The 19,920-nt window shown below is 62.1% G+C and carries 23 protein-coding genes; 8 read left to right on the top strand and 15 right to left on the bottom strand.

What is annotated here, in order from left to right; all coding sequences use genetic code 11:
- Positions 1 to 48: 48 nt before the first annotated feature.
- The 8 genes from RXV90_RS25820 to RXV90_RS03225 form a co-directional block, all read right to left on the bottom strand.
- On the bottom strand, positions 49 to 318 hold the full coding sequence (locus RXV90_RS25820; RefSeq protein WP_410482336.1) for a DUF6455 family protein: 270 nt from the start codon (positions 316 to 318) through the stop codon (positions 49 to 51).
- 661 nt (positions 319 to 979) lie between these two features.
- On the bottom strand, positions 980 to 1,720 hold the full coding sequence (locus RXV90_RS03195; protein WP_316646836.1) for a hypothetical protein: 741 nt from the start codon (positions 1,718 to 1,720) through the stop codon (positions 980 to 982).
- Between the two features lie 400 nt (positions 1,721 to 2,120).
- Positions 2,121 to 2,657: a hypothetical protein gene (locus RXV90_RS03200; RefSeq protein ID WP_316646837.1), complete on the bottom strand. Its 537-nt coding sequence runs from the start codon at positions 2,655 to 2,657 to the stop codon at positions 2,121 to 2,123.
- Between the two features lie 31 nt (positions 2,658 to 2,688).
- Positions 2,689 to 3,204, bottom strand: coding sequence for a helix-turn-helix domain-containing protein (locus RXV90_RS03205; RefSeq protein ID WP_316646839.1), 516 nt, complete (start codon positions 3,202 to 3,204; stop codon positions 2,689 to 2,691).
- Positions 3,205 to 3,330: 126 nt separating this feature from the next.
- Positions 3,331 to 3,762 (bottom strand): winged helix domain-containing protein, encoded by a 432-nt coding sequence (locus RXV90_RS03210; protein ID WP_316646840.1) that lies wholly within the window; start codon positions 3,760 to 3,762, stop codon positions 3,331 to 3,333.
- Positions 3,759 to 3,929, bottom strand: coding sequence for a helix-turn-helix transcriptional regulator (locus RXV90_RS03215; protein ID WP_316646841.1), 171 nt, complete (start codon positions 3,927 to 3,929; stop codon positions 3,759 to 3,761). The genes RXV90_RS03210 and RXV90_RS03215 overlap by 4 nt, the downstream gene beginning before the upstream one ends.
- 92 nt (positions 3,930 to 4,021) lie before the next feature.
- The gene (locus tag RXV90_RS03220) at positions 4,022 to 4,732 is read right to left on the bottom strand and encodes a hypothetical protein (protein WP_316646842.1); all 711 of its coding nucleotides are present in this window, start codon (positions 4,730 to 4,732) and stop codon (positions 4,022 to 4,024) included.
- Between the two features lie 12 nt (positions 4,733 to 4,744).
- Complete coding sequence (locus tag RXV90_RS03225) at positions 4,745 to 5,917, bottom strand: tyrosine-type recombinase/integrase (protein ID WP_316646843.1); 1,173 nt, start codon at positions 5,915 to 5,917, stop codon at positions 4,745 to 4,747.
- Between the two features lie 185 nt (positions 5,918 to 6,102).
- On the opposite strand from RXV90_RS03225, the gene RXV90_RS03230 reads away from it, so the two are divergent.
- From RXV90_RS03230 to RXV90_RS03255, 6 genes are all read left to right on the top strand, one after another.
- A complete protein-coding gene (locus RXV90_RS03230) occupies positions 6,103 to 6,714 on the top strand; it encodes a ribonuclease D (RefSeq protein ID WP_316646844.1) in 612 nt (203 codons plus the stop codon).
- An 18-nt stretch (positions 6,715 to 6,732) separates the two neighbouring features.
- On the top strand, positions 6,733 to 7,341 hold the full coding sequence (lptC, locus tag RXV90_RS03235; protein ID WP_316646845.1) for an LPS export ABC transporter periplasmic protein LptC: 609 nt from the start codon (positions 6,733 to 6,735) through the stop codon (positions 7,339 to 7,341).
- A gap of 14 nt (positions 7,342 to 7,355) precedes the next feature.
- On the top strand, positions 7,356 to 7,850 hold the full coding sequence (locus tag RXV90_RS03240; protein WP_316646846.1) for an LptA/OstA family protein: 495 nt from the start codon (positions 7,356 to 7,358) through the stop codon (positions 7,848 to 7,850).
- Complete coding sequence (gene lptB / locus RXV90_RS03245; RefSeq protein ID WP_316646847.1) at positions 7,850 to 8,611, top strand: LPS export ABC transporter ATP-binding protein; 762 nt, start codon at positions 7,850 to 7,852, stop codon at positions 8,609 to 8,611. Before RXV90_RS03240 ends, lptB begins: the two co-directional genes overlap by 1 nt.
- A gap of 263 nt (positions 8,612 to 8,874) precedes the next feature.
- Positions 8,875 to 9,444, top strand: coding sequence for a ribosome hibernation-promoting factor, HPF/YfiA family (gene hpf, locus RXV90_RS03250; protein WP_316646848.1), 570 nt, complete (start codon positions 8,875 to 8,877; stop codon positions 9,442 to 9,444).
- A gap of 50 nt (positions 9,445 to 9,494) precedes the next feature.
- Complete coding sequence (locus tag RXV90_RS03255; RefSeq protein ID WP_316646849.1) at positions 9,495 to 9,959, top strand: PTS sugar transporter subunit IIA; 465 nt, start codon at positions 9,495 to 9,497, stop codon at positions 9,957 to 9,959.
- A 31-nt stretch (positions 9,960 to 9,990) separates the two neighbouring features.
- Here RXV90_RS03255 and RXV90_RS03260 read toward each other — a convergent pair whose 3' ends face one another.
- The gene (locus RXV90_RS03260) at positions 9,991 to 10,626 is read right to left on the bottom strand and encodes a sulfotransferase family protein (protein WP_316646850.1); all 636 of its coding nucleotides are present in this window, start codon (positions 10,624 to 10,626) and stop codon (positions 9,991 to 9,993) included.
- A gap of 94 nt (positions 10,627 to 10,720) precedes the next feature.
- On the opposite strand from RXV90_RS03260, the gene RXV90_RS03265 reads away from it, so the two are divergent.
- Positions 10,721 to 11,665 (top strand): LysR family transcriptional regulator, encoded by a 945-nt coding sequence (locus RXV90_RS03265; protein ID WP_316646851.1) that lies wholly within the window; start codon positions 10,721 to 10,723, stop codon positions 11,663 to 11,665.
- Positions 11,666 to 11,766: 101 nt separating this feature from the next.
- Positions 11,767 to 12,639: an ester cyclase gene (locus RXV90_RS03270; protein ID WP_316646853.1), complete on the top strand. Its 873-nt coding sequence runs from the start codon at positions 11,767 to 11,769 to the stop codon at positions 12,637 to 12,639.
- 9 nt (positions 12,640 to 12,648) lie between these two features.
- Here the strand turns inward: RXV90_RS03270 and RXV90_RS03275 are convergent, their stop codons facing one another.
- From RXV90_RS03275 to cysQ, 6 genes are all read right to left on the bottom strand, one after another.
- Positions 12,649 to 14,076: a nodulation protein NodH gene (locus RXV90_RS03275; RefSeq protein ID WP_316646854.1), complete on the bottom strand. Its 1,428-nt coding sequence runs from the start codon at positions 14,074 to 14,076 to the stop codon at positions 12,649 to 12,651.
- Between the two features lie 3 nt (positions 14,077 to 14,079).
- Complete coding sequence (locus RXV90_RS03280) at positions 14,080 to 15,768, bottom strand: DUF5927 domain-containing protein (protein ID WP_316646856.1); 1,689 nt, start codon at positions 15,766 to 15,768, stop codon at positions 14,080 to 14,082.
- A complete protein-coding gene (locus RXV90_RS03285) occupies positions 15,765 to 16,724 on the bottom strand; it encodes a glycosyltransferase family 2 protein (RefSeq protein WP_410482339.1) in 960 nt (319 codons plus the stop codon). Before RXV90_RS03285 ends, RXV90_RS03280 begins: the two co-directional genes overlap by 4 nt.
- Before the next feature lie 132 nt (positions 16,725 to 16,856).
- Positions 16,857 to 17,921 carry a glycosyltransferase family 2 protein gene (locus RXV90_RS03290; protein WP_316646858.1) on the bottom strand — a complete coding sequence of 355 codons (1,065 nt, stop codon included), beginning with the start codon at positions 17,919 to 17,921 and terminating at the stop codon, positions 16,857 to 16,859.
- 58 nt (positions 17,922 to 17,979) lie between these two features.
- The gene (locus tag RXV90_RS03295; protein ID WP_316646859.1) at positions 17,980 to 18,873 is read right to left on the bottom strand and encodes a UTP--glucose-1-phosphate uridylyltransferase; all 894 of its coding nucleotides are present in this window, start codon (positions 18,871 to 18,873) and stop codon (positions 17,980 to 17,982) included.
- Positions 18,874 to 19,047: 174 nt separating this feature from the next.
- A complete protein-coding gene (gene cysQ, locus RXV90_RS03300; protein ID WP_316647158.1) occupies positions 19,048 to 19,854 on the bottom strand; it encodes a 3'(2'),5'-bisphosphate nucleotidase CysQ in 807 nt (268 codons plus the stop codon).
- Positions 19,855 to 19,920: the final 66 nt, after the last annotated feature.

Here is a 19,920-nt window from a genome sequence, read left to right on the forward strand (position 1 = left end):
CACCTTTTCCATTGCGGTTGATGATTCCGTGGCAAACGGGGTGGGGAATTAGCGCTTTTTGAGAAGGGCTTTAAAACGCTCTTTATTGGGGCAGAAGCCGGGTGGCTCACTAATGGCAGTTTCCAAGCTTAGCCAATCAGCGCAGCTAGAAACATGGTCGCACGTCGCACAGGAAATCAATGTCTGTTTGAGTGTCTCGCGTATTCCATCACCCATTTGCCTTGGGAGAGAGATGCCAAGCGCGTTCATAACCCGTCGCCGGATTGTCATCCTGCGGTCAAAGTTCTCGCTCCACTTTTGATAGGTTCGCCGATACAAGCCTTACTCCACTTCAACGGCAATCCTACCTAAATCTTCTTCGGTACCTTTGACGCATATCAATTTCTTTATATTTTACGTGATTTGGAAATCGCCCGCGGCTTACGCAACAGCTGAATTTCGTCACATCGAGCGAAGCACTTTCGCTAACCACCGCGCCACCGCCGCCTCCTGGGACCGCCCACCATGCTTCCACATCGGATGACTAGGACCGGCCTTATGACCACCACCGGCCCCATGGACGCGGCACACACGCCACCCACGGACCGCAGGGCTACTTTTGCGCCTCTCACCCGTGCGCTTGGCGGTAGCGCGGCACCTGGGCGCGTCTCTGAGGCATTTGTCGTACAAGCTGTTTCGGTTTTGATCCGCGTCATTGCGCTCGGAAGGTCTTTGAGGTGGAATTAACATTGGATCGGCTACTGTCCCACCGGCTGGGCCCTGCGCATAGGCGGCGTTATTGCCTTGTTGTGCCTTTCGCAGCGGGGCAATTTCTTTAAGACAAGAATGACCCAGTTCAATCCTTTGGGCCGTGGGAACAAACTGAGAGAGTCACGGCGCAATACCCTGATGCGGTATTGAACGTCGGATTGCAGATTGCAGCGCTCCACAATGAGCGGAACGCTGCAAGAGAACTTCACGCAATAGCCGGCTGAATCAGTCAGATTTTCGATTCACGCCTTAACGCTCGGGCAATTCCTATGCTTGAGAGACCTGCTAGGAGTAACGGAAAACTGGCTGGCAATGGGACTGGAGGTGGTTCTGGTGTATCACTTACTGCCGATAGGCGTATCCGCTGGCCAGAAACAAAATCCAAGTCCAAGAATCCGCCGCCACTACCTGCGACCAACCAGTCAGAAATCCCGGTCGCGCCCGATAGGAATTCGCCGGTGAGCGACCACGAGCCATCTAGCGAACCAAGCGCATACCCATCTGTGCAACAGCCAACCCATGCGTTGCTGGCCTCAAATAGAGTGCCTCCACCGCTCAATGTGTAAGCATCGCTGACATCATCCCTGAGCAGAAAGTCAGCTGTATCTCCCAAAAGGCTCCAACTGGTTGTTATTGAGCCGCCGCTTCCATCCGAAGCCGCATCATGAACGACGCCTAAAGATAATCCGTCGCTCCCATCAAGAAAGTAGATTATCGTCAACCCATCAACGGCAACAGGCCCACCGTTCTGGTCTCCATTATAGCTCGACCCTGCGGGATTGTTATATTGGTAAAACTCCTCGGCCGTAAGAGCCGATTCAAACGGACTGATATAGCCGAGGATGTTTGCATCAAAGTCGCCAGCTCCGGCCGACGTCTCTTGTGCCACTTGGATTGTTGCCGCGCCTGCTGCGCCAGTTAGAAACGCGAATGCAGATGCCGCCGTTAATACTCTGAACAGAGCCCCCATATCGAATCCCCCCCTAGAAAGCTCAACACAAAATCTTCGCCGGCTTTTGACTGAAACCAACCCACCAATTAATACGCTGCCACCGAAAAGATGTGGATAAGCTATCACGAAGTACCAAACTTTTCAAATTTTTGTGAGGAGCTGAGCAGTTGCAAGCTATTGAACAGGAAGGCGCAGAACCTCATCCAGCCGCCGCGCCATCTCGGCCTCCTGTGACCTCCCGCCGTGCACCCACCTCGGATGCTTCGGTCCCGCCTTGTGCCCGCCACCGGCGCCGTGAACGTGGCACACACGCCACCCACGCACTGCGGGACACTTGCACCGTTCTCCCGTGCGTTTGGCCTTAGCGCGGCATCTGGGGGCGTCTCTGAGCCGCTGGACGGGGCCAATGGGGTTATCGTCACTTTTCGTCATCCTCCCCCCTCCTGTAGCTGACATCGCCTACAATGGCCTGGCCGCCGTCCTGAACCTCGACGCGTTCGACGCGTACAATCTGCTGCGCCTTCGCGCGGTACTTCTTCAGCCCGTCCACTTGAGAGAGGAACGTCCGGCTCAGCCGCGTCATCGAACGCTCATACGCCTCCCTCAGTTGATAAGAGGGCGCATCAGCCATTTTTTGCGAAGTTGCTGTCATCGCGACATGCGTGGCCGTCATCTGGCTCACCAGCATGGCCTCGACGGCGTCCCGGGGTTCCATTTCTATGGCCATCGTCGTCATGAGATTCATGTAGTCCAGGCCAGCTGTGCCGAGAGCGTTTAGTGCGGACCTGAGAATGCCTTCTGCTGCTGCATCAGTATCGGTGCCGTAGAGGGTCTTGAGTTGCCCCGTGTCTTCCAGCTGCACATTCATCTCGCGCTCTGCCGTCATCTCAAGCTTCGGGGCCTTGCGACGGGTCGGCGCTTTCTCTGCTGCCGGTGCTTTCTTATCCTTGCTCATGCCTGCCTCACGTATAGGGGAGTGGTTAGTATTAGTGTTCCGTTTCAGAACCGAGAGAACGGCGGGATTTGGCGCTGACGGGTTCTGAGGTGGAACCAAGACTGGCCTTTGGGTTCTCAAATGGAACCACAGATGAGGGCGACGGGTCCGTATCAGAACCGCGTTCTGTTTTTTCAGGCCGCCATTTGCGCCAATCGTTCGTCGCGGGTTCGGCGTCGCGAACGCGCTGCATCTGCTTCGTGGTCAGCCGCCATTCATGCGCGCGGCGGTGATACCAGTTGCCCGGCTCTTCCAGAGCGAGCAACCCGTGCTCAACAAGCTCGTTGTACGCGCGCTGAACGGTCGCCTTACCCATACCCAGGGCTTCTGCAGCCTCCGCGTAAGATAGAGTTATTCGCCCATTGTTGCCGCCGTTAAAGCGTGCGTGGAGTTCGAAGTAGACCTTGATGGCGGCCCCGGAGAGGGACCGCCAGGCAGGCGACTTCAGGAGCGCGTACGGCATCAGCGCGTACTGCCCCTCGGACCGCTTGCCTTTGTTTCTAGCCACGCTGAGCGCCTCCAAGGTAGAGGGCGGCTATGACCCGTGCAGATGACTCTGACAGGCCGTGACGAACTCGCAGACGACGCTCCAGGCGCTCTGTGCTGTCTCGGCGGCGGTTGCGCATGTCACCCCTCATGCCGCCTCTCCGTCGCTTTGAACCAATGTCACGCGCGAGCGTAGAACATACCTGGCGTGGGTACCTGCAAAGGGCCCATCGTGCGGCTCATAGATGGTCTCGATGGTCACGCCCAGATTGCGGAGTATATGAACGTATCCGCTCCAACGCGGGGCAGGGTTGTTGATGGGGGTACAGCCCCGTTCCCCTGCGCTGATGAGTTCTTCCAGTGTCCAACGGACACGGCCAGAGACGGTGATGGTTTGCTTACCCTCGCTGTTCGTGACGAGGTAGTCGGCATCGCCCCACGGGGCATTTTCGCTTGTTGATGTCATCTTTTGCACTCCTTGAGAAAAGGAGGCGCTGGGCGTAGAATGCCAAAGTTCTTTGGATGGAACAGCACCCACCCCCAGCGCCTCGGTTAACCCCGAGCCGGGGGTGGTTGTCATTCCGCCAGTTTTTCCATGGCGGCGTCGATTTCGGATTCCGGCCAATAAAGGCGGGAACCGAGTTTTACCGGTTGCGGAAGCCGCCCGGCTTCAAGGTCGCGGTAAATCGTAGAGCGGCCCCGGCCACCGAGTTTTGCCTGAAGTTCGCGAAAGGTGAGGTAGTGCATCTTGATGCTCCGTGTTGTTGGTCGCGCCAACATGCACCGGAACACATCACTACGCATGTTTTGGAAGCCTTCACTTAATCGTTGCCCAAGGATTAAGTCTCGGCTTCTAACAAACCTGATTTCGAAAGGGCGTTTGTAACAGACTCGTGGGAGTCCCAGTCGACAGCCTGCCAATCTGTCTGAAGCACCTGTCTTGCTACCTCAATTTGTTTCCGAACGAGGTGGAACCGTTGATGAACCATGAGGTCTTTTAGCAAAGAGTATTTGGTGTCATATCCAGCCTCAGATAGACCTTCAGCTACGGCATCGCAGGCACTGATTCCCGGCGATACGTCGTTTCGTGTTATTGACAAGTGAAATAGACTTTCGACGTCTAAAACAAAATCATGGATCGTCATAAGCCGCAAGAAGTCCGGATTACTCTCGCGATGGCGCGGTGTGGGTCTCTTGGCTTTACCTTTTAGAACATCGGCCGCAAGAAACCGGAGGCCGAGTGGAACTGGTTTCCCCGCAATCACGTTCCTGGCACAAATCTCAATGGCGTAGTCGAAAACTTTTGGAGCGCTCTCGGAGAACTTCGCAATCGCCAATGCTGCCTGGTGAGGGAGCGTATCGTAGTGTGTTGGTCCGTACTCGTTTTCGTGTTCGATGGACTCGACTTGAAAAACCCGGCGGCCAATGAATGCTTGAAACGTGATGATGTCGTCTTTGCGCTTCTCTTCCAGGTGCGTTAGCGGCTGCTCGTTTCCTTGAATGCTGTCTACGACCCAGTCAACGGCACGCCGATAGTTCTTATTGGACATACTATGCCCTTCTCACCGATGAGAGTTCTTGCAAACCAATTCGCCCCAACTCTCCATCAGTGCCCGCCTTTGCTCCAGATAATCCGTTCGGCGATACGCGCGCTCTACCGCGCCGCCTGAAACATGCCCCAGCGACGTCTCGGCCACTTCGCGCGGCGTATTCGTCGCCTCTGCACACCAATCTCTGAAACTGGACCTGAAGCCATGGGGGCGCGCCTCAAGCCCGCGGCGCTTCATAAAAGCACTCATCGTCATGTCGGAAATCACGCCCGTCCGGACGCCCGGAAACAGGTAGCCGCCACGAGACAGCTTGCGCGCCTCGTCAATGACCCTCACAGCCTCGTCGGATAGAGGGACCCGGAAATCGGATGTCGTGCCAACGCGGCCCTTCATCGATGTTGCCGGAATGGTCCATACATCCCCGTCGATTTGGTCCTCGTGGATATGGCGCAGGGGATAAGAGCGCACTGCAGTGAGGATGAGAAGGCGCAGCGCGAGTTCCGTGACCGAGCCGCCAGACAGGCTTTGATAGAAAGCTGGCACGTCCTGCCAAGCCATAGACGGCACGTGCTGGACGGTATGACGCTGCTTACCGAGAAGAGCCTTGGCCTTATCGGTGGCTTGCAGGTCCACATCTAACCCCAAGGCTGCAGCATGCCGCAGGCAGATGTTCAACCTGTTCATGGCCTTTCGGGCGGTATCCGCTTTCGCATGCCAGATGGGGGCGAGGGTGTCGCGAATATCGCGCTGGTCAATCTCGGCGATGGGCATCCCGCCTAGCTTTGGAAGAACGTGAAGTTCAAGTGGCGTAAACCACCGCCCTGCCTTGCCATCGGCCTTAAGCTCGGCCTTGCGGCTTTCAAACGCATCGGCAGCTATGTCTCGAAGAAGGTGCATATTGCGCTCGGCCTCGCGGCGCTGCCGCTCCCGCTCCTTGATGGCATCTTTGCCCTGCCGGACGACGGCTCGCCATTTCTCGGCTTCCTCACGTGCCTCCTTTAGGCTCACATCCGGGAATCGCCCTAGGCCCATCTCATGGCGCCGGCCAAAAAGGGTGTATCTCAGAACCCATTGTGCGCCCCCATCGCGCCGCTTATAGAGCCATAAACCTCCGCCATCAGAATACTTGCCTGCATCGGCTGACTTGGCTTTGGTGGCGGTGAGGCGATGAAGCGCGTGCTTCACGTCTATCCCCTTTCCAATCCCCCTCTATATATGGGGTGCATTGGGATAGTACGAAATGCGATGGGGCACTGAAAGCCCTTTTTTTGTTGAAAAGTACGGCGTCCCGGAACATCCTGGGGCATCAAGATATAGGGGTTGGCTGCCTCTCCTGGGCACCAGCCTTCCAGCTTAAGAAGGCAAGGCCCGTGACAAATCACCTTTACAAGTACGACCTTCCCGATGGCCTGGATCTTGGCCCTGTCGTCGCGATCGACTGTGAAACCATGGGGCTGAACCCCCATCGCGACCGTCTTTGCGTCGTACAGCTTTCGGGCGGCGACGGCGACGGGCATATCGTGCAGATCGGCAGGGATCAGACAGAGGCCCCGAACCTCGCACGGCTCGTCACCGATCCGGATGTGCTGAAGCTCTTCCATTTCGGGCGATTCGATATCGCTGCGATCTATCACCGGTTCGGCGCGCTGGCCGCGCCGGTCTATTGCACCAAGATCGCTTCGAAGCTCGTGCGCACCTATACCGACCGGCACGGGCTGAAATTCCTGCTCGACGAACTTCTCGGCATCGATATTTCGAAACAGCAGCAGATGTCGGATTGGGGGGCGGAGGAACTGACCGAGGCGCAACTCGCCTATGCCGCCTCCGATGTGCTTTACCTGCACAAGCTGCGCGAGGCGCTCGACGCCCGGCTTGCCCGTGAAGGCCGCACCGACCTAGCCCAGGCCGCGTTCGATTTCCTGCCCACCCGCGCCCGGCTCGACCTCGCGGGCTGGCCCGAAACGGATATCTTCGCCCATTAGGGAGGTGCCCCGGGGGCGATGCGTCGGCGATACGAGAACTTCCATTCCCGCCTCGTGGCCTGGATGAAGATCCTGCTGCCACTCGCGGCGCTCAGCATTCTTTCGAGCGTCGTGTTCTTCGCTCGCGAGAACGAGGACGTGCGCGACATCCCCTTCCTGATGACCGGCGAGACCGACGCCCCCGATCAGCGCATCGCCGCGCCCGAATACCAGGCACTCACCGATGACGGCGCCCGCGTGAAACTCACCGCACGCGAAGTCACGCCGTCGGAGGAAGACGAGGGCTGGCTCGATATCTCGAACGTCGCGGGTCGGATCGAAACGCGTTCCGGCCGCGTCTTTCAGGCCACGGCGCCGGGCGGGCGGGTGAATTTCTCGGTCGACGAGGCGGAGCTGTCCGGCATCGTCTCGGTCGATACGTCGGACGGGTTTCATATGCTCTCCGACGCCCTGCGCCTGAAACTCGACAGCACCTTCGCCGAAACCGGCGGCGCGGTGCGCGGCGAGGCGCCCTTCGGCGTGCTGGAAGCAGGGGGCATGCGGCTGGGCGAAGCCGAAGGCAGCTTGGGCTCTGAGCTTATGGTTTTCAACGGCGGCGTGAAGCTGGTATATCAACCGCGGCAATGAAGGGTGTGCGTGGCATGGGACGGATCTGGGCATTGGGAATCGCGCTTGCGCTGACCCCCGTCGTGGCCATCGGCCAGGGCACCGGCATCACCCTCGGCAGCCTTCAGCACGACACGAGCCTGCCGGTCGAAGTGACTTCTGACAACCTGTCGGTCGAAAACGAGGCAGGCGTTGCGATCTTCGACGGCAACGTCATCGTCATCCAGGGCGCAATGCGGCTGGCGGCCGGGAATATCCGCGTCAGCTATGGGGAAACCGGCGATGGCGGGCGCACGGAAATCAGCGAAATGATCGCCTCCGGCGGCGTGACCTTCGCCAATGGCTCGGATGCCGCGGAAGCCAGCGATGCCGTCTACAGCCCCGAGGCGGGAACGCTGGTGATGACCGGCGATGTCGTCCTGACGCAGGGCCCGAGCGTGATTTCGGGCGAACGGCTGACCGTCGATCTGGGCGCCGGCACCGGCGTGATGGAAGGCCGCGTGCGTACGATTTTCCAGAGCCAGAACTGATGGCCACCCAACCCGATCTGCGCGTGGCCCCGGGTGGCCAGGGGCTCGAGGTGATCGGGCTTCGGAAAAGCTACCGCAAGCGACCGGTGATCCGCGATGTCTCGATGTCGCTGTCCCGAGGCGAGGTCGTGGCGCTTCTGGGCCCCAACGGCTCGGGCAAGACGACGTGTTTCTACGCCATCGCGGGGCTTGTCGCGATCGACGGCGGGCAGGTCATCCTCGATGGCCGCGACGTCACCACCCTGCCGATGTACCGCCGCGCACGCCTCGGGATCGGCTACCTGCCGCAGGAAGTGTCGATCTTCCGGGGCCTCAGCGTCGAGGATAACATCCTCGCCATCCTCGAGATCACCGAACGCGACCGGATCAAGCGGCACGAACGGCTTGACGAACTTCTTTCGGATTTCTCGATCACGCATCTGAGGCGCGCGCCCGCGCTGTCGCTTTCGGGGGGCGAACGGCGACGGACGGAAATCGCCCGCTGCCTGGCCGCCGATCCGAAATACCTTCTTCTCGACGAACCCTTCGCCGGGGTCGATCCGATCGCGGTGGGTGAAATCCGTCAGCTTGTGGGGCAGCTGAAAGACCGGGGGATCGGGGTGCTGATCACCGATCACAACGTGCGCGAAACGCTCGAGATCGTGGACCGGGCCTATATCCTCCATGACGGCCAGGTGCTTATGAGCGGCACCACCGCCGAAGTCGTCGAGGACGAGAACGTGCGCCGCGTCTACCTTGGCCAGCACTTCAAGATCCATTAACCTTTTGTTGTGGCAACCGCCTATGAAGACGCAATATATCGGGGTGACCCCGGCATTGTTCCAAGGCACTCCGGTTATCGTTGACAACCCTGCCCGGGATACAGCCAAATGCTCTTAATGTTGCACCGTTCGGCCGATCCCGGCACCCCGCATCAGGGGCCCGCTTCACAAAGACCACCCCGGCCAGCCGGTGCATCACCACTCAATCAGATCAATAACAAGACCGGCCGGGCCTCGCCACGGCCGTGAAAACGGAGGACATCGTGCGTTTCCAGATCAGCGGCAAGCAGATCGATATCGGAGCCTCGCTGCAGGCCCATGTCGAACAGGAACTTACAGGGGTGACACAGAAATTCGCGGGCCGGCCTACGGACGCGACGGTGATATTTTCCAAGGACGCACACGAATTCGTCTGCGAAAGCACGATTCACCTCTCCACCGGCCTGACGGCCCAGGCCAAGGGGCAGGCGACAGAGATTTACAGCGCCTTCGACAAGTGCACGGAAAAGCTGGAAAAACAGCTGCGCCGCTACAAGCGGCGGCTGAAGGATCATCACCGCGAGCGGACCGACCCCGTTGAACATATCGGCGCGGCCTCGTATATCCTCGCCGGATCGGACGACTCGGAGACCGAGGAACCCGAAAGCCTGCAGCCGATGATCATCGCAGAGATGGAAACCAAGATCCCATCCCTGACCGTCGGAGAGGCCGTGATGCAAATGGAACTCGCCGGGGCGCCCGTTTTGGTCTTCAGAAACGAAAAACGCGAAAACGGCGTGAATATCGTGTACCGGCGGGACGATGGAAACATCGGCTGGATCGACCCGGACTGACGCTCTGCGACCACCTGACCGAACAGCTCAGCAAAAGAGATTTATCTGACATGCAACTGTCGTCGCTGCTTTCTCCAGAGGCCGTCCGCACTTTGCCAGGCATCACCTCCAAGAAACGCCTGTTTCAGGAGATCGGGGAAATCTTCGAACGCCGCCATGACCTGCCGTCGGGCAGCGCCTTCGACGCGCTGCAGGAACGCGAAAGCCTCGGGCCCACGGGCGTCGGCAACGGCATCGCCCTGCCGCATGCGCGCATCTCCGGGCTCGACGGCGTTTCGGGCGTGTTTCTCAAGCTCGACAAACCGCTGGAATTCGAATCGGTCGATCGGTTGCCCGTCGATCTCGTCTTCGCGCTTTTCGCGCCCGAGGATGCGGGCGTCGATCACCTGAAGGCGCTGGCGCTTGTCTCGCGCACGATGCGGGATACGGCGTTGTGCGTGAAGCTTCGGGCAAACGAAGACCCGGCCACGCTCTATGCGCTTCTGACCGACACACAATCGACCCGCGCGGCCTGAACCGCGCGGGTCGCCGACAACGGGCAGGCCGTCAGGCTGCCGCCGGCTCTCCCCCGAACATCGCCCAAAACTCAACGCGCGCGTTGCTGCGCGGGAAAGCCGCGCCGGGCACCGGCACGCCGAGAAAACGGCACAGCGGATCCCAGCCCTCCGACGGGGTGAAGACCAGAAGCCTGTCGCGCCCGATCGTATCGCGCACCTTCTCGTTGTTCCGCCGGTAGGCCCTGATTGCGCTGTCGCGGTCGAGCCCCGCCTCGCCGCCCTGCCCGAGGATCCGGTCCATCGAATCAAGCACCGCCTGAACCTCCGCTGGCAGGGCAAGGCCCTTGCGGTGCATCCAGAACTTGTTGATCGTCTGCGAATAACTCTCCCACCACTCGTCCTCCGGACGCTCGGTGTGAATCACCTTCGCCTCGGGAAAGGCGATCGACAATTCGTGCCAGAACACCGCGCCGGGATTGTCCACCTGCGCCCTGTAGCCTTCGAAGACATCCGCCCAGTCAACCTCCTCGCCCCGGGCAAGTGCCGCCCAATGCACCGCCTGCCCGGGGTTTCCCAGAACCTCGACCATGTGGTGACAGGGGCCGAACCCCAGCGCCTCAAGCGCCAGTTTCGTCGACATCGTCCCCGTCCGTCCAAAACCCGATCCGATGATTTCAAGTGCCATGATGCGTTCTCCTTCCGACGTCCGTTCGCTGGTGTTGTGGGGAGAATTGTGAAATCAAATTCATCAGGAACCTAGAAAAACGATTTCATTCAGCATGAACGATATTCAGCTTCATCGGCTCGACCTGAATTTACTTGTGACGTTCGAGGCGCTTATGGATGAGGGAAGCGTCGCCGGAGCGGCGAACAGGCTTGGCAAGACCCCCTCCGCCATCAGCCACGCCCTGGGCCGCCTGCGCGAGCAGGCCGGTGATCCCCTCCTCGTCAAGGTCGGCGGCAGGATGCAGCCCAGCCCCTTCGCGCTTCGCCTGATCGAGGATGTGCGCCCGATCCTCCGGGCGGTGCAACGCGCCTTCGCCCCGCCCGAACCGTTCGATCCCGCCACAAGCCGCCGCGTCTTCCGCATCGCCATGCCGGCGATGACCTCGCTGATCGCAGAGATCTTCGAACGCCTGAACCGCGAGGCGCCCCATGTCGCGCTCGAATGGGCCTCGCTCGACGCGGGCATCCTCACCGCGGTGGCGGACGAACAGATCGACCTTGCGCTCATGGGGGCCGACAAGACGCTGCCCGAAGGGTTGATGGAACGGCGAATGGCCCCGCTTGAACGATTGACCTTCCTGCGGCAGGGCCACCCCGCGCTTGCCAACTGGAACCGGCAGGCCTGGCTCGACTGGCCGCATGTCATGGTCGGAATGGCAAGCGCGGGGCGTCAGACGGTGGAAGATCACCTGCGCCGTGACGGGCTGGACCGACAGGTGGGCGCGCGGCTTTCCGAATTCTCCGGTGTCGCGCCGCTCATCGCGCGCACCAACATGCTCTGGACAACCGTCCTGCCCTTCATGGTCCGCGACATCGCGACCTACGACCTTGCCGTGCGCCACCCCCCGGTCGACCTGCCCGATTTCGAGTTCCGCTTTCTCTGGAGCAGCCGGCTTTCGGCCGACCCCGGCAACCGCTGGCTGCGCGACCTCGTGATCGGGGCCTACGAAACGCTGGAGCGCGAGGCGAAGGCTGCGCGGTTTTCCAACGGAGAGTGATGGTTTCTTCGTTGATCCGCCAAGCTCCTGCGTGCCACGGTGCGCGAAGGGGACTAACGGGCAGTCCGGCGCGCACCGGGCTGCGGGACGGGGGGAACACCATGTCGCACAAGACCACCGCGGAAACATATTTCGCCGCCTGGAATGCCAGGGATGCCGACGCCATCCTGGCGACACTGGGCGAGGGCGGAACCTATCAGGATCCGTCAACGGGCGGGCCGATTTCGGGCGAGGCGCTTCGCGGCTATGTCACGGCGATCTGGAACGTGTTTCCCGATCTCGGCTTCGAGATCGCGTCGCATTCGGATGATGGTGCGTCGGCCCAATGGATCATGCGCGGTACCAACCACGGGTCGTATCACGGCTTGCCGCCCACCGGCCGGCAGGTGGAACTTCCCGGCGCCGATTTCTTCACCTTCGATGCCTCGGGCAGAATCGCGTCAGTGACCGGCTATTTCGATGGCGGCGTCATCCCCCGCCAACTTGGCCTCGACATCATCGTGCAGCCCTCCGAGATCGGCCCGTTCCGCTTCGGCACCTCGACCGCCGTTTCCACCGGCAAGCGCGACGAACCCGCCGCCTTCTCGGTCACCTACCTTCAGGCGCGCGACGACGAGAGCGTCGAAGAAGTGCGCAACCGCTCGCGCGAGGCTCTGACAGAGATGCTGGGAATGGAGGCCTTCATCGGCGCTACAACGGCGAAACTGGGTCACCGCCTCGTCACGATCACCGCTTGGAACGATCCCGACGCCCCGCGCCGCCTGATGCGGGAAGGCGCCCACGGGGAGGCGATGAAGTTCTTCTACGACGGATCGTTGGCCTCGGCAGGCTACACCTCGGTCTGGACGCTTCACCGCAACAACGGGTTCTGGGTGCGCTGCAACGCCTGCGGAACGATGGCGCGCAACGCGGCGGATGGCGAGGCCTGCCGCGACTGCGGCGAGGTTTTGCCGGATCGGCCTGCCTACTGGTAGGGAGGCAATCTAACCCGCCCGCCAGGGCCCGTAGCCGAACATCATGTAGTCTTTCTGATAGGCCCGCCGCGCCGCCCGCTCGATGACGCCCGAATAGATCTCGTCAAGTCCGTGGAACGAAGCCTCGTGGTGCGGCAAGGGTGGGGCATCAGCCCCCAGACGCGCGGCGATCGCCGCAAGCTCGGCCTCCAGATCCTCGGCCCGAAGCACCCTGTCCGGCGGACCGAAACTCGAAATCCCCTGCACCGTCGCCGTCTGCGAGGCCCAGGCCCCGTCGATCCGGATCGCCGTCTGCCCGCTGAGGTTTCCCTTGAGAAAGCGCAGGAACGCCAGGAAAGCGGCACCGTGGGCCTTGGTGTCGAAACCGGGATCGGCGGGGTCCTCGGGCAGCGGCACACCATAGCTGCGCCGAAGCGTAGACCGGATGCCGGTGAAAGCCCCATCGCCCGTGGGCAGGATGAACCGGCAGAACGCCTCATGCGCCCGCGCCACGGGATGCGCCACCACCGTAAACGACAGGTGCGTCCCGGCAGTGCGCTTCCATCCCCTGAGCTTGCGTTGGGTGAACCCGGTTTCAAGCGCCTCCGCCGGCCCGCCATCCAGCGCGGCCAGCCAATCCTCCACCACGAGATCGGCCGCGCATTTCACGGGCATGTAGAGTAGCGGATGCCGCCGCGACGCCAGGAAAGAGGGCACGTTCGGCCCGCGCGGCGGTTCGAAATCCGGCACCGCATCCAGATCCACCGGCGCCCGCGCCTCGAGCGCGGCCTTCATCTCGGCAGGGTTCACCACTTTCTCCGAAAGCGGCACGGGGTTCTGCACGCGTCCCTTCTGGGTTGTCTCCTCCGCCAGATCCTTCGCACCCAGAAACCGCGCGAGGCCCGCAATCACATCCGCATCGCCCAATTCCTCGTAGCGAATTTCGAACGGCACCTGCCCGGTGGATTTAAGCCGGTGGCGAATGCGCCCCAGATGCGCCGCACGCCCCGCCAGGTAGGCTTCGAATTCATCGGGCACGAAGCGCGCCTTTTCGCTCTTCGCGCGCTTCAGATCGCCCAGCCACCACTGGTTCGTCGCCCGCGCGATCTTCAGCGAAACATAGCTGTCGAGCGGGTCGCGCGTGAGGATGATCTTCGCAGTCTTCCGGTCTGACAGAACGTGGTCGAGCATCCGGGGGTCGTGATCGGAGAAGAGCCGAAACCCGGCAAGCCCCTTCGTCGCCTTCTGCACCGCCTCGATCAGCCGCAGCGGATCGGCGTCGCGCTCCTTCAGCGTCAGCCCGAACAGCGCCTCCGTCCCCGGCTTGCCGATGAAGCCGGGATTGAACAGCTCTCCATGGCTTGTCAGCCCGGCATAATCGTTCAGCCGCTCCTCAAGCGCGTTCGATCCGGTGCGCATATCGGCGAGGATCACGAAGCTGTCGAAGTTTCGCGCCATGGCCTATCGCACCAGAGCCGGACGCGCGCGTTTCCGCGTCTCGGGCCGCCCGTCGACCAGGGTGAAATCACCAGCGATATGCGGGTTCATTCCCTCGTTGCGCAGATGTTGAAGGAACCGGCCGAACCCCTGAAGCGACCGCATCCGGGGCGCTTCGGTCAGCCCGTGATCCTGCCGTGGGCCCACCTCTTCGACCAGGTCGACGAGGTTTTGCATCGGGTCTTCCAGAAATTCCGCCATCGACCAGATGCGCGTGCGGGCCTTGGCATGCGGTCCGCGCAGGATGTCGAGATACCGCGCCTCGGTCTTCTGAAGAAGCGCGGCCTCTTCCCGCAGTTCCGAAAAATCACGGTTCGAGCGGCACATCGGCACGGCCCAGGCCCCGCTGATCACCATGATCCGGGCGTTCGGGTCAGAGGCCACGAACTCCGCGATTTCCTGGGTATCGCGCGGCCCGAAGAGGAAGCACTGGCGCTCCCCCCGCGTGTTCCACAAAAGGTTCGTCAGAAAGGCGCGCGGGTTGTGATCCCTCAGCGCCGCGCTGTCCGGCAAGCCGCCTGCAAAAACGTTGTGCCGCTCCGCGAACTCGGCCCGCTCCGGCCCGAACAGGTGGCCATGCGCCAGGCATTCCGCCGCCCCCGAAAGCCAGCGCTCGAACCCTTCGAACAGATCACCGAAGCCCGACAGCACGTGATAGGGGCTGGCGGTGCGCCCATTCTCCCAATCCCAGTTCGGGAATCGGCTTTGCATGTAAAGCCCGGCGCGTCCCCGCGTGCGCCGCTCCACCGCACGGGCGAAAACACGGTCTATCTTAGCCGGATTGGGGCTTTCGCCGCGCCGCAACCCCCGGTCGAGGAAGGCATCATAGATCGCATCCGCCTCGGGCCAGATCTTCCGCGCGAAGAACGCCTCCGACCGCACCAGAAGCTGCAGGTGATCGTCGTAGAAGATATGCGGCTTGCCCTGGAAATCGAATTTCGACAGCGTCAGAGACCGGCTTTCCACCCGCCGCGCATAACGCCGGATCAGGGTCTGATAGTAGCTTTCGTCGGGGATCCAGACGCGCCGGAAATAGCGTTCGAACTGCCGTCGCTTCGGGTCTTCGAAAATCTGCGTCAGGGTCTTCCGCGTCAGGCACCACCATTGCGACCCCAGATGCGGCACAATGCCCTCGGGCGTGTTCCTCTGGCGCCGCATCTTGCGCTGTACCCAGACGGCGGCATCGAACAACAGGCGCTGACGCTTCCACGAGAACGGAAAGCTGAAGGCGAAACGTTCGGTGTCGAACCCCCCGATCGTCCAGGGCACGTCGCGTGTTGTCACGCTTTCGATGAAATCGGTGTCGGGATGGGTATCGAGGAAGGCGCGCAACTCGGCAATCGGGCGCAAGGGCAGGCAACTCCCCGACACAAGGTAGACGTGACGCACCTCGGGAAAGCGCTCCAGCATCATCTCTGACGCCGTTTGCGACGCGGCGACAAGCGACCACGTGCCCCATTCGCAGGCATGGCGCCTGCAGAAAACGACGTTCGGAAACTCTTCAAGCTGGCGGCGGAACGTATCGTAGGACGCGCGCGACACCCGTGCATCCACGTGAATGACGATCGGGCATCCCACGCGGGCGAGGTGACGCGAAACCTGGCCGGCCCGCCGCAGCGGATCGTGGACGAGCATGACGAAGCCGAGGCTCACGCCCAGTTCCCCTTCGACATCAAGCCCAGCGCGTCAAGCTGGCGCCAGTTCACATAGCGTTCCGACCACCGGTTCCAGAGGATCGGCCGCTCCTTCGCCCGCGCCTGATAGGCACGGTATTCGCGCCCCTCGGCATAGTGCTCTCGGCGCACCGTTTCCTCGCGCGCCTTCTCGTCGAAGACCGACAGGAATTTCGCGTGCAGAAGAACGCCCGAGGCCTTCTCGCCCCCCCATTCGTCATAGGTCAGGTTCAGCCCGCGGGGCAAAAGCATGTGCGTCCCGCTCACATAGGCATAGCGCCGGTCCCAGTTGACGAGCGGGATCTTGTTCAGCGCGGGCGCCTGGTGCGGATCGTCGGCAAAGAACATCCTCGCCCGGGGGCCGCCCTGGATCCAGAGGTTCCGGTGCCGCCAGTTGCGTTCGATCGTGTAGTTGCCGCTGTCGAACCAGTGGGCGATTTCCAGCGGATCCTGGCCCGCGTGATAGGCCACCTCGTCGATCGGGCCCTTGGGGTAGAGATCAAGAAGAAGCGTCCCGAATGACCGGATCGCGGAGGCCTGAAGCCAGTCGGTGAGCGCCGGCAGGGGCCGCGTGTCGCAGAACGGGTAGATCAGGAATTCGTCGGGATCGACCGTCAGGCACCAGTGCCCGTGCCCATAGGCGTTCAGAAGCCAGTTCATCCAGTCAATGCCGTACCGGGCCCGCCGGTAGCTGGCATTGGTGTGGAAAAGCGAAACGTCCGTCTGCTCCGCCAGGTAATCCGCAGTGCCGTCGGTCGATCCGTTGTCGACGATCAGGAAGTGCCGGGCGCCGAGGTTGCGGTAATACCGCAAGAAGTAGGGCAGCCGGATCATCTCGTTCCGGACGGTCGAGAAGACCAGGATATCGTCGGGCCGGATCGACCGTGTGCGATCGACCGCCCGCATCAGATCGCGCCGCCGCCGCCGGGCACGCATACGCCACCGCTTGCGTTCCAGCCGCAGCCCATATGCTTCGATCACGCCCACGCGTACCGCCCGCTTTGCCTGTTTTCCCCGCCGCCTTGGCCGAAACCATGGGCGGGCCGCCTGTTTTTCGTTGCCGGAAGACTACGCGTTCAGGGCTTGGCTGTAAATCGCCGCCAGCGCGGGCGAGGCGGGATCGGAGATGCGGGTCAACCCCAGCTCTTTGGCCTGCGCCCAGCCCTCGAACGCCGCAGTTTCGGCATGCCACAATGTGGGACCTTCCGCGAGCGCTTCGTAATAGGCATCGTAAAGTTCAGGTTCGCCGAAATGCTCGCCGCGGGCACGTTCGGTCCGGGATCGCTCCACCACCGAAGGCAGGAACTTCGTGTGCAAAAGCAGCGCGTTCTCCCCCCCCCGCCAGTCATTCAGGCGGCGCGGCAGAAGCGAATGGGTCGAGCTGACATAGGCATATCCCTTCCGCCAGTGCACCAGCGGCGTCTTGTTCAGCGTCGGCGCGTGGTCAGGGCGGGCCCGGAAGAAGGCGCGCGCCCTGGGCCCGCCCTGCACCCAAAGCTGCCCGAAGCGTGGCTGCACCCTGGCGCTGTAACCCCGCGCATCGAACCCCTTGAGCAGAAGAAGCGGGTCGTCCCCCGACCCGAAGGATTGCGCCCCAAGCGGCCCGTCCGGGTAAAGCTCCAGCATCAGCGCGCCCTGCACCTCGCGGCCTTCCCGCTCCAGCGCCGCCGTCACATCCGGCAACCGCGCGGGCCCCATCCAAAGCTCATCGGCATCGACCGTCAGGCACCAGTGCCCGGCCCCGTAGCGGCCCAGAAGCGCGTTGATCCAATCCATCCCGAAGCGCGAGGCGCGGTAACTCGCCGTCGTCCGCCAGAGCGAGACATCGGGCTGTTCGGACAGGAAGCGGTCGCTGCCATCGCTGCTGCCGTTGTCGACGGCAAGGATATGGTCGACGCCGAGCCCCCGGTAATGGCTGACGAAGGCCGGCAAACGCTCCATCTCGTCGCGAAAGCAGAGGAACAGCAGGATCGCGTTTCCGCCGATCCGGTCGGTCCGGTCCGTCACGGTGGTCAGATCCCGCGCCGCGCGCCTGGCCCGCCAGCAAAAACGCCGCCGCCGCCAGCGCAGCGCATAGGCCCTGAGCAGAGACATGAGCGTGCCCCGGTCAGGCCGGTAGTTCTTGAGTGGCACGGCGCGCGGCAATCGTGTCGCCCCGATCACAGGCCCCTTCCCCCTTAAGGCGCGTCGCCTATTCGGCGGCGGTCTTCATCGCAAGCGTCCGGTGCAGGAAGTCGCGCAACTCGTCGCCCAGATCCTCCCGCGCCAGCGCAAAGGCCACCGTCGCCTGAAGATACCCGGCCTTCGAGCCGCAATCGAACCGTTCGCCCTTGAAGCGGAAGCCGTTCACCGGCCGCCCCGCCTCGATCTCCTTCGCGATCGCATCGGTCAGCTGTATCTCGCCACCTGCACCCGCCGTCGCGTTGGTCAGGCTGTCCATCACCGTGGGCGGCAGGATGTAGCGCCCGATCACGGCGAGGTTCGAAGGCGCTGTTCCCGGCGCGGGCTTTTCCACCATGCCGCGGATGGGCATGCAGTCGGGGCCCGCGTCGTCCGCGTCGAGAATACCGTAGGCGGGCGTCTTCTCGGGCGCGACTTCCATTGCCGCCACCATCGCGCCGCCGGTATCCGCGTAGGCATCGACCATTTGTTTCAGGCAAGGCACGTCGCCGGCAATCACGTCATCCGTCAGGATCACGGCAAACGGTTCGCTGCCGACAAGACGCCGCGCACACCAAACCGCGTGGCCCAGCCCCAGCGGCCGGTTCTGCCGGATATAGGCGATGGCGCCGGAATCCATGTTGGTGCGTTCCAGCACCTTCATAAGCTGATCCTTGCCCTTCTCCTCGAGAGAGGCCTCAAGCTCGGGCGCGGCGTCGAAGTAATCCTCAAGCGCGTTCTTGCCGCGCGAGGTGACGAAGATGAACTCGCTGATTCCCGCCTCGCGTGCTTCGTCGATGGCATACTGGATCAGCGGGCGATCGACGAGCGTCATGATCTCTTTCGGGATCGATTTCGTCGCAGGCAGAAATCGGGTGCCAAGCCCGGCCACGGGGAAAACTGCCTTCGTCACCTTGCGTGTCATTTTCGTGTACGCCTTCCGATTATTCTACCTAGCCGCTCGCGACACCAACCGATGGCGTCGTGATCCGTTCCCTAACAGACGCAGAGTAACGCAAGCGACACGATTTGCGAGACCAGTCTTCCGCCGGCCGAAGCGTTGTTGCACAAACCGCAATAATCTCGGGCAGGCACCTGCTCACTGTGCCTCGCTGGGAACCAGTTCGACACCGGGCGCACGAGCCAGGAAGAACGGGTTCTCGAAGCCGGACTTGCCGTAGACGAGCGGGCTGTGGTCATCGAATCTCAACACCTCGCCGCCCGCGCCCAGAAGCACCGCGTGGCCTGCCGCCGTATCCCATTCCATCGTCCGGCCGAGGCGTGGATAGAAATCGGCCTCGCCAGCCGCCACGAGGCAGAACTTGAGCGACGAACCCGCGCTTCGGAAATCCTCCACGGCGTAGCGCGCGATATAGGCATCGGTCGCCGCATCCCGGTGCGATTTCGACGCGACGACCGTCAGCGCAGCGTTGTCAGGCTCTGTCACGCCAATCCGCCGAACCGCGCCGGGCGCACCGGGATCGAACGAACCGCTTTCCTCCACAGACGCGCCGTCGGCATCGGTCATGAACAGGCGGCCCTTCGCAGGCGCATAGACGACCCCGCGCACCGGGCGCCCGTCAACGACATAGGCGATGTTCACCGTGAAATCCCCGCGCCGCTGCACGAACTCCTTCGTCCCGTCGAGCGGATCGACGATAAGGAAGGTCCGCGCCTCGACCGAATGGCTCTGCGCCTGCTCCTCGGTCACAAGGGGCACATCGGGGAAGGCGGCGCTCAGACCGGCGGAAATCAGCGCATCGGCGGCCTCGTCGGCCTCCGTTACCGGGCTTTCATCGGCCTTCGCGCGCACGCCCATGTCGTCACGCTCATAGATTTCCATGATTTTTTCGCCCGCCTCGATGGCCAGCCGACGCATTTCCAACGCAAGTCTCGGATAATCCATCATATAGCCCTTTGCGCGTTTGAATTCGGTGACTCGGCGCCTTATGCTCACCCTGTCACCGATCGG

The sequence above is a fragment of the Ovoidimarina sediminis genome (genome assembly GCF_032586175.1).
Classification (GTDB): domain Bacteria; phylum Pseudomonadota; class Alphaproteobacteria; order Rhodobacterales; family Rhodobacteraceae; genus Ovoidimarina; species Ovoidimarina sediminis.

Bases quoted from the DNA above. Each gene is read 5' to 3' on its own strand.
- RXV90_RS03195 (WP_316646836.1), bottom strand. From the start codon at position 1,720: ATGGGGGCTCTGTTCAGAGTATTAACGGCGGCATCTGCATTCGCGTTT.
- RXV90_RS03200 (WP_316646837.1), bottom strand. From the start codon at position 2,657: ATGAGCAAGGATAAGAAAGCACCGGCAGCAGAGAAAGCGCCGACCCGT.
- RXV90_RS03210 (WP_316646840.1), bottom strand. From the start codon at position 3,762: ATGACAACCACCCCCGGCTCGGGGTTAACCGAGGCGCTGGGGGTGGGT.
- RXV90_RS03215 (WP_316646841.1), bottom strand. From the start codon at position 3,929: ATGCACTACCTCACCTTTCGCGAACTTCAGGCAAAACTCGGTGGCCGG.
- RXV90_RS03220 (WP_316646842.1), bottom strand. From the start codon at position 4,732: ATGTCCAATAAGAACTATCGGCGTGCCGTTGACTGGGTCGTAGACAGC.
- lptC (WP_316646845.1), top strand. From the start codon at position 6,733: ATGCGTCGGCGATACGAGAACTTCCATTCCCGCCTCGTGGCCTGGATG.
- RXV90_RS03240 (WP_316646846.1), top strand. From the start codon at position 7,356: ATGGGACGGATCTGGGCATTGGGAATCGCGCTTGCGCTGACCCCCGTC.
- lptB (WP_316646847.1), top strand. From the start codon at position 7,850: ATGGCCACCCAACCCGATCTGCGCGTGGCCCCGGGTGGCCAGGGGCTC.
- RXV90_RS03255 (WP_316646849.1), top strand. From the start codon at position 9,495: ATGCAACTGTCGTCGCTGCTTTCTCCAGAGGCCGTCCGCACTTTGCCA.
- RXV90_RS03260 (WP_316646850.1), bottom strand. From the start codon at position 10,626: ATGGCACTTGAAATCATCGGATCGGGTTTTGGACGGACGGGGACGATG.
- RXV90_RS03265 (WP_316646851.1), top strand. From the start codon at position 10,721: ATGAACGATATTCAGCTTCATCGGCTCGACCTGAATTTACTTGTGACG.
- RXV90_RS03270 (WP_316646853.1), top strand. From the start codon at position 11,767: ATGTCGCACAAGACCACCGCGGAAACATATTTCGCCGCCTGGAATGCC.
- RXV90_RS03275 (WP_316646854.1), bottom strand. From the start codon at position 14,076: ATGGCGCGAAACTTCGACAGCTTCGTGATCCTCGCCGATATGCGCACC.
- RXV90_RS03285 (WP_410482339.1), bottom strand. From the start codon at position 16,724: ATGCGTGCCCGGCGGCGGCGGCGCGATCTGATGCGGGCGGTCGATCGC.
- RXV90_RS03295 (WP_316646859.1), bottom strand. From the start codon at position 18,873: ATGACACGCAAGGTGACGAAGGCAGTTTTCCCCGTGGCCGGGCTTGGC.
- cysQ (WP_316647158.1), bottom strand. From the start codon at position 19,854: ATGGATTATCCGAGACTTGCGTTGGAAATGCGTCGGCTGGCCATCGAG.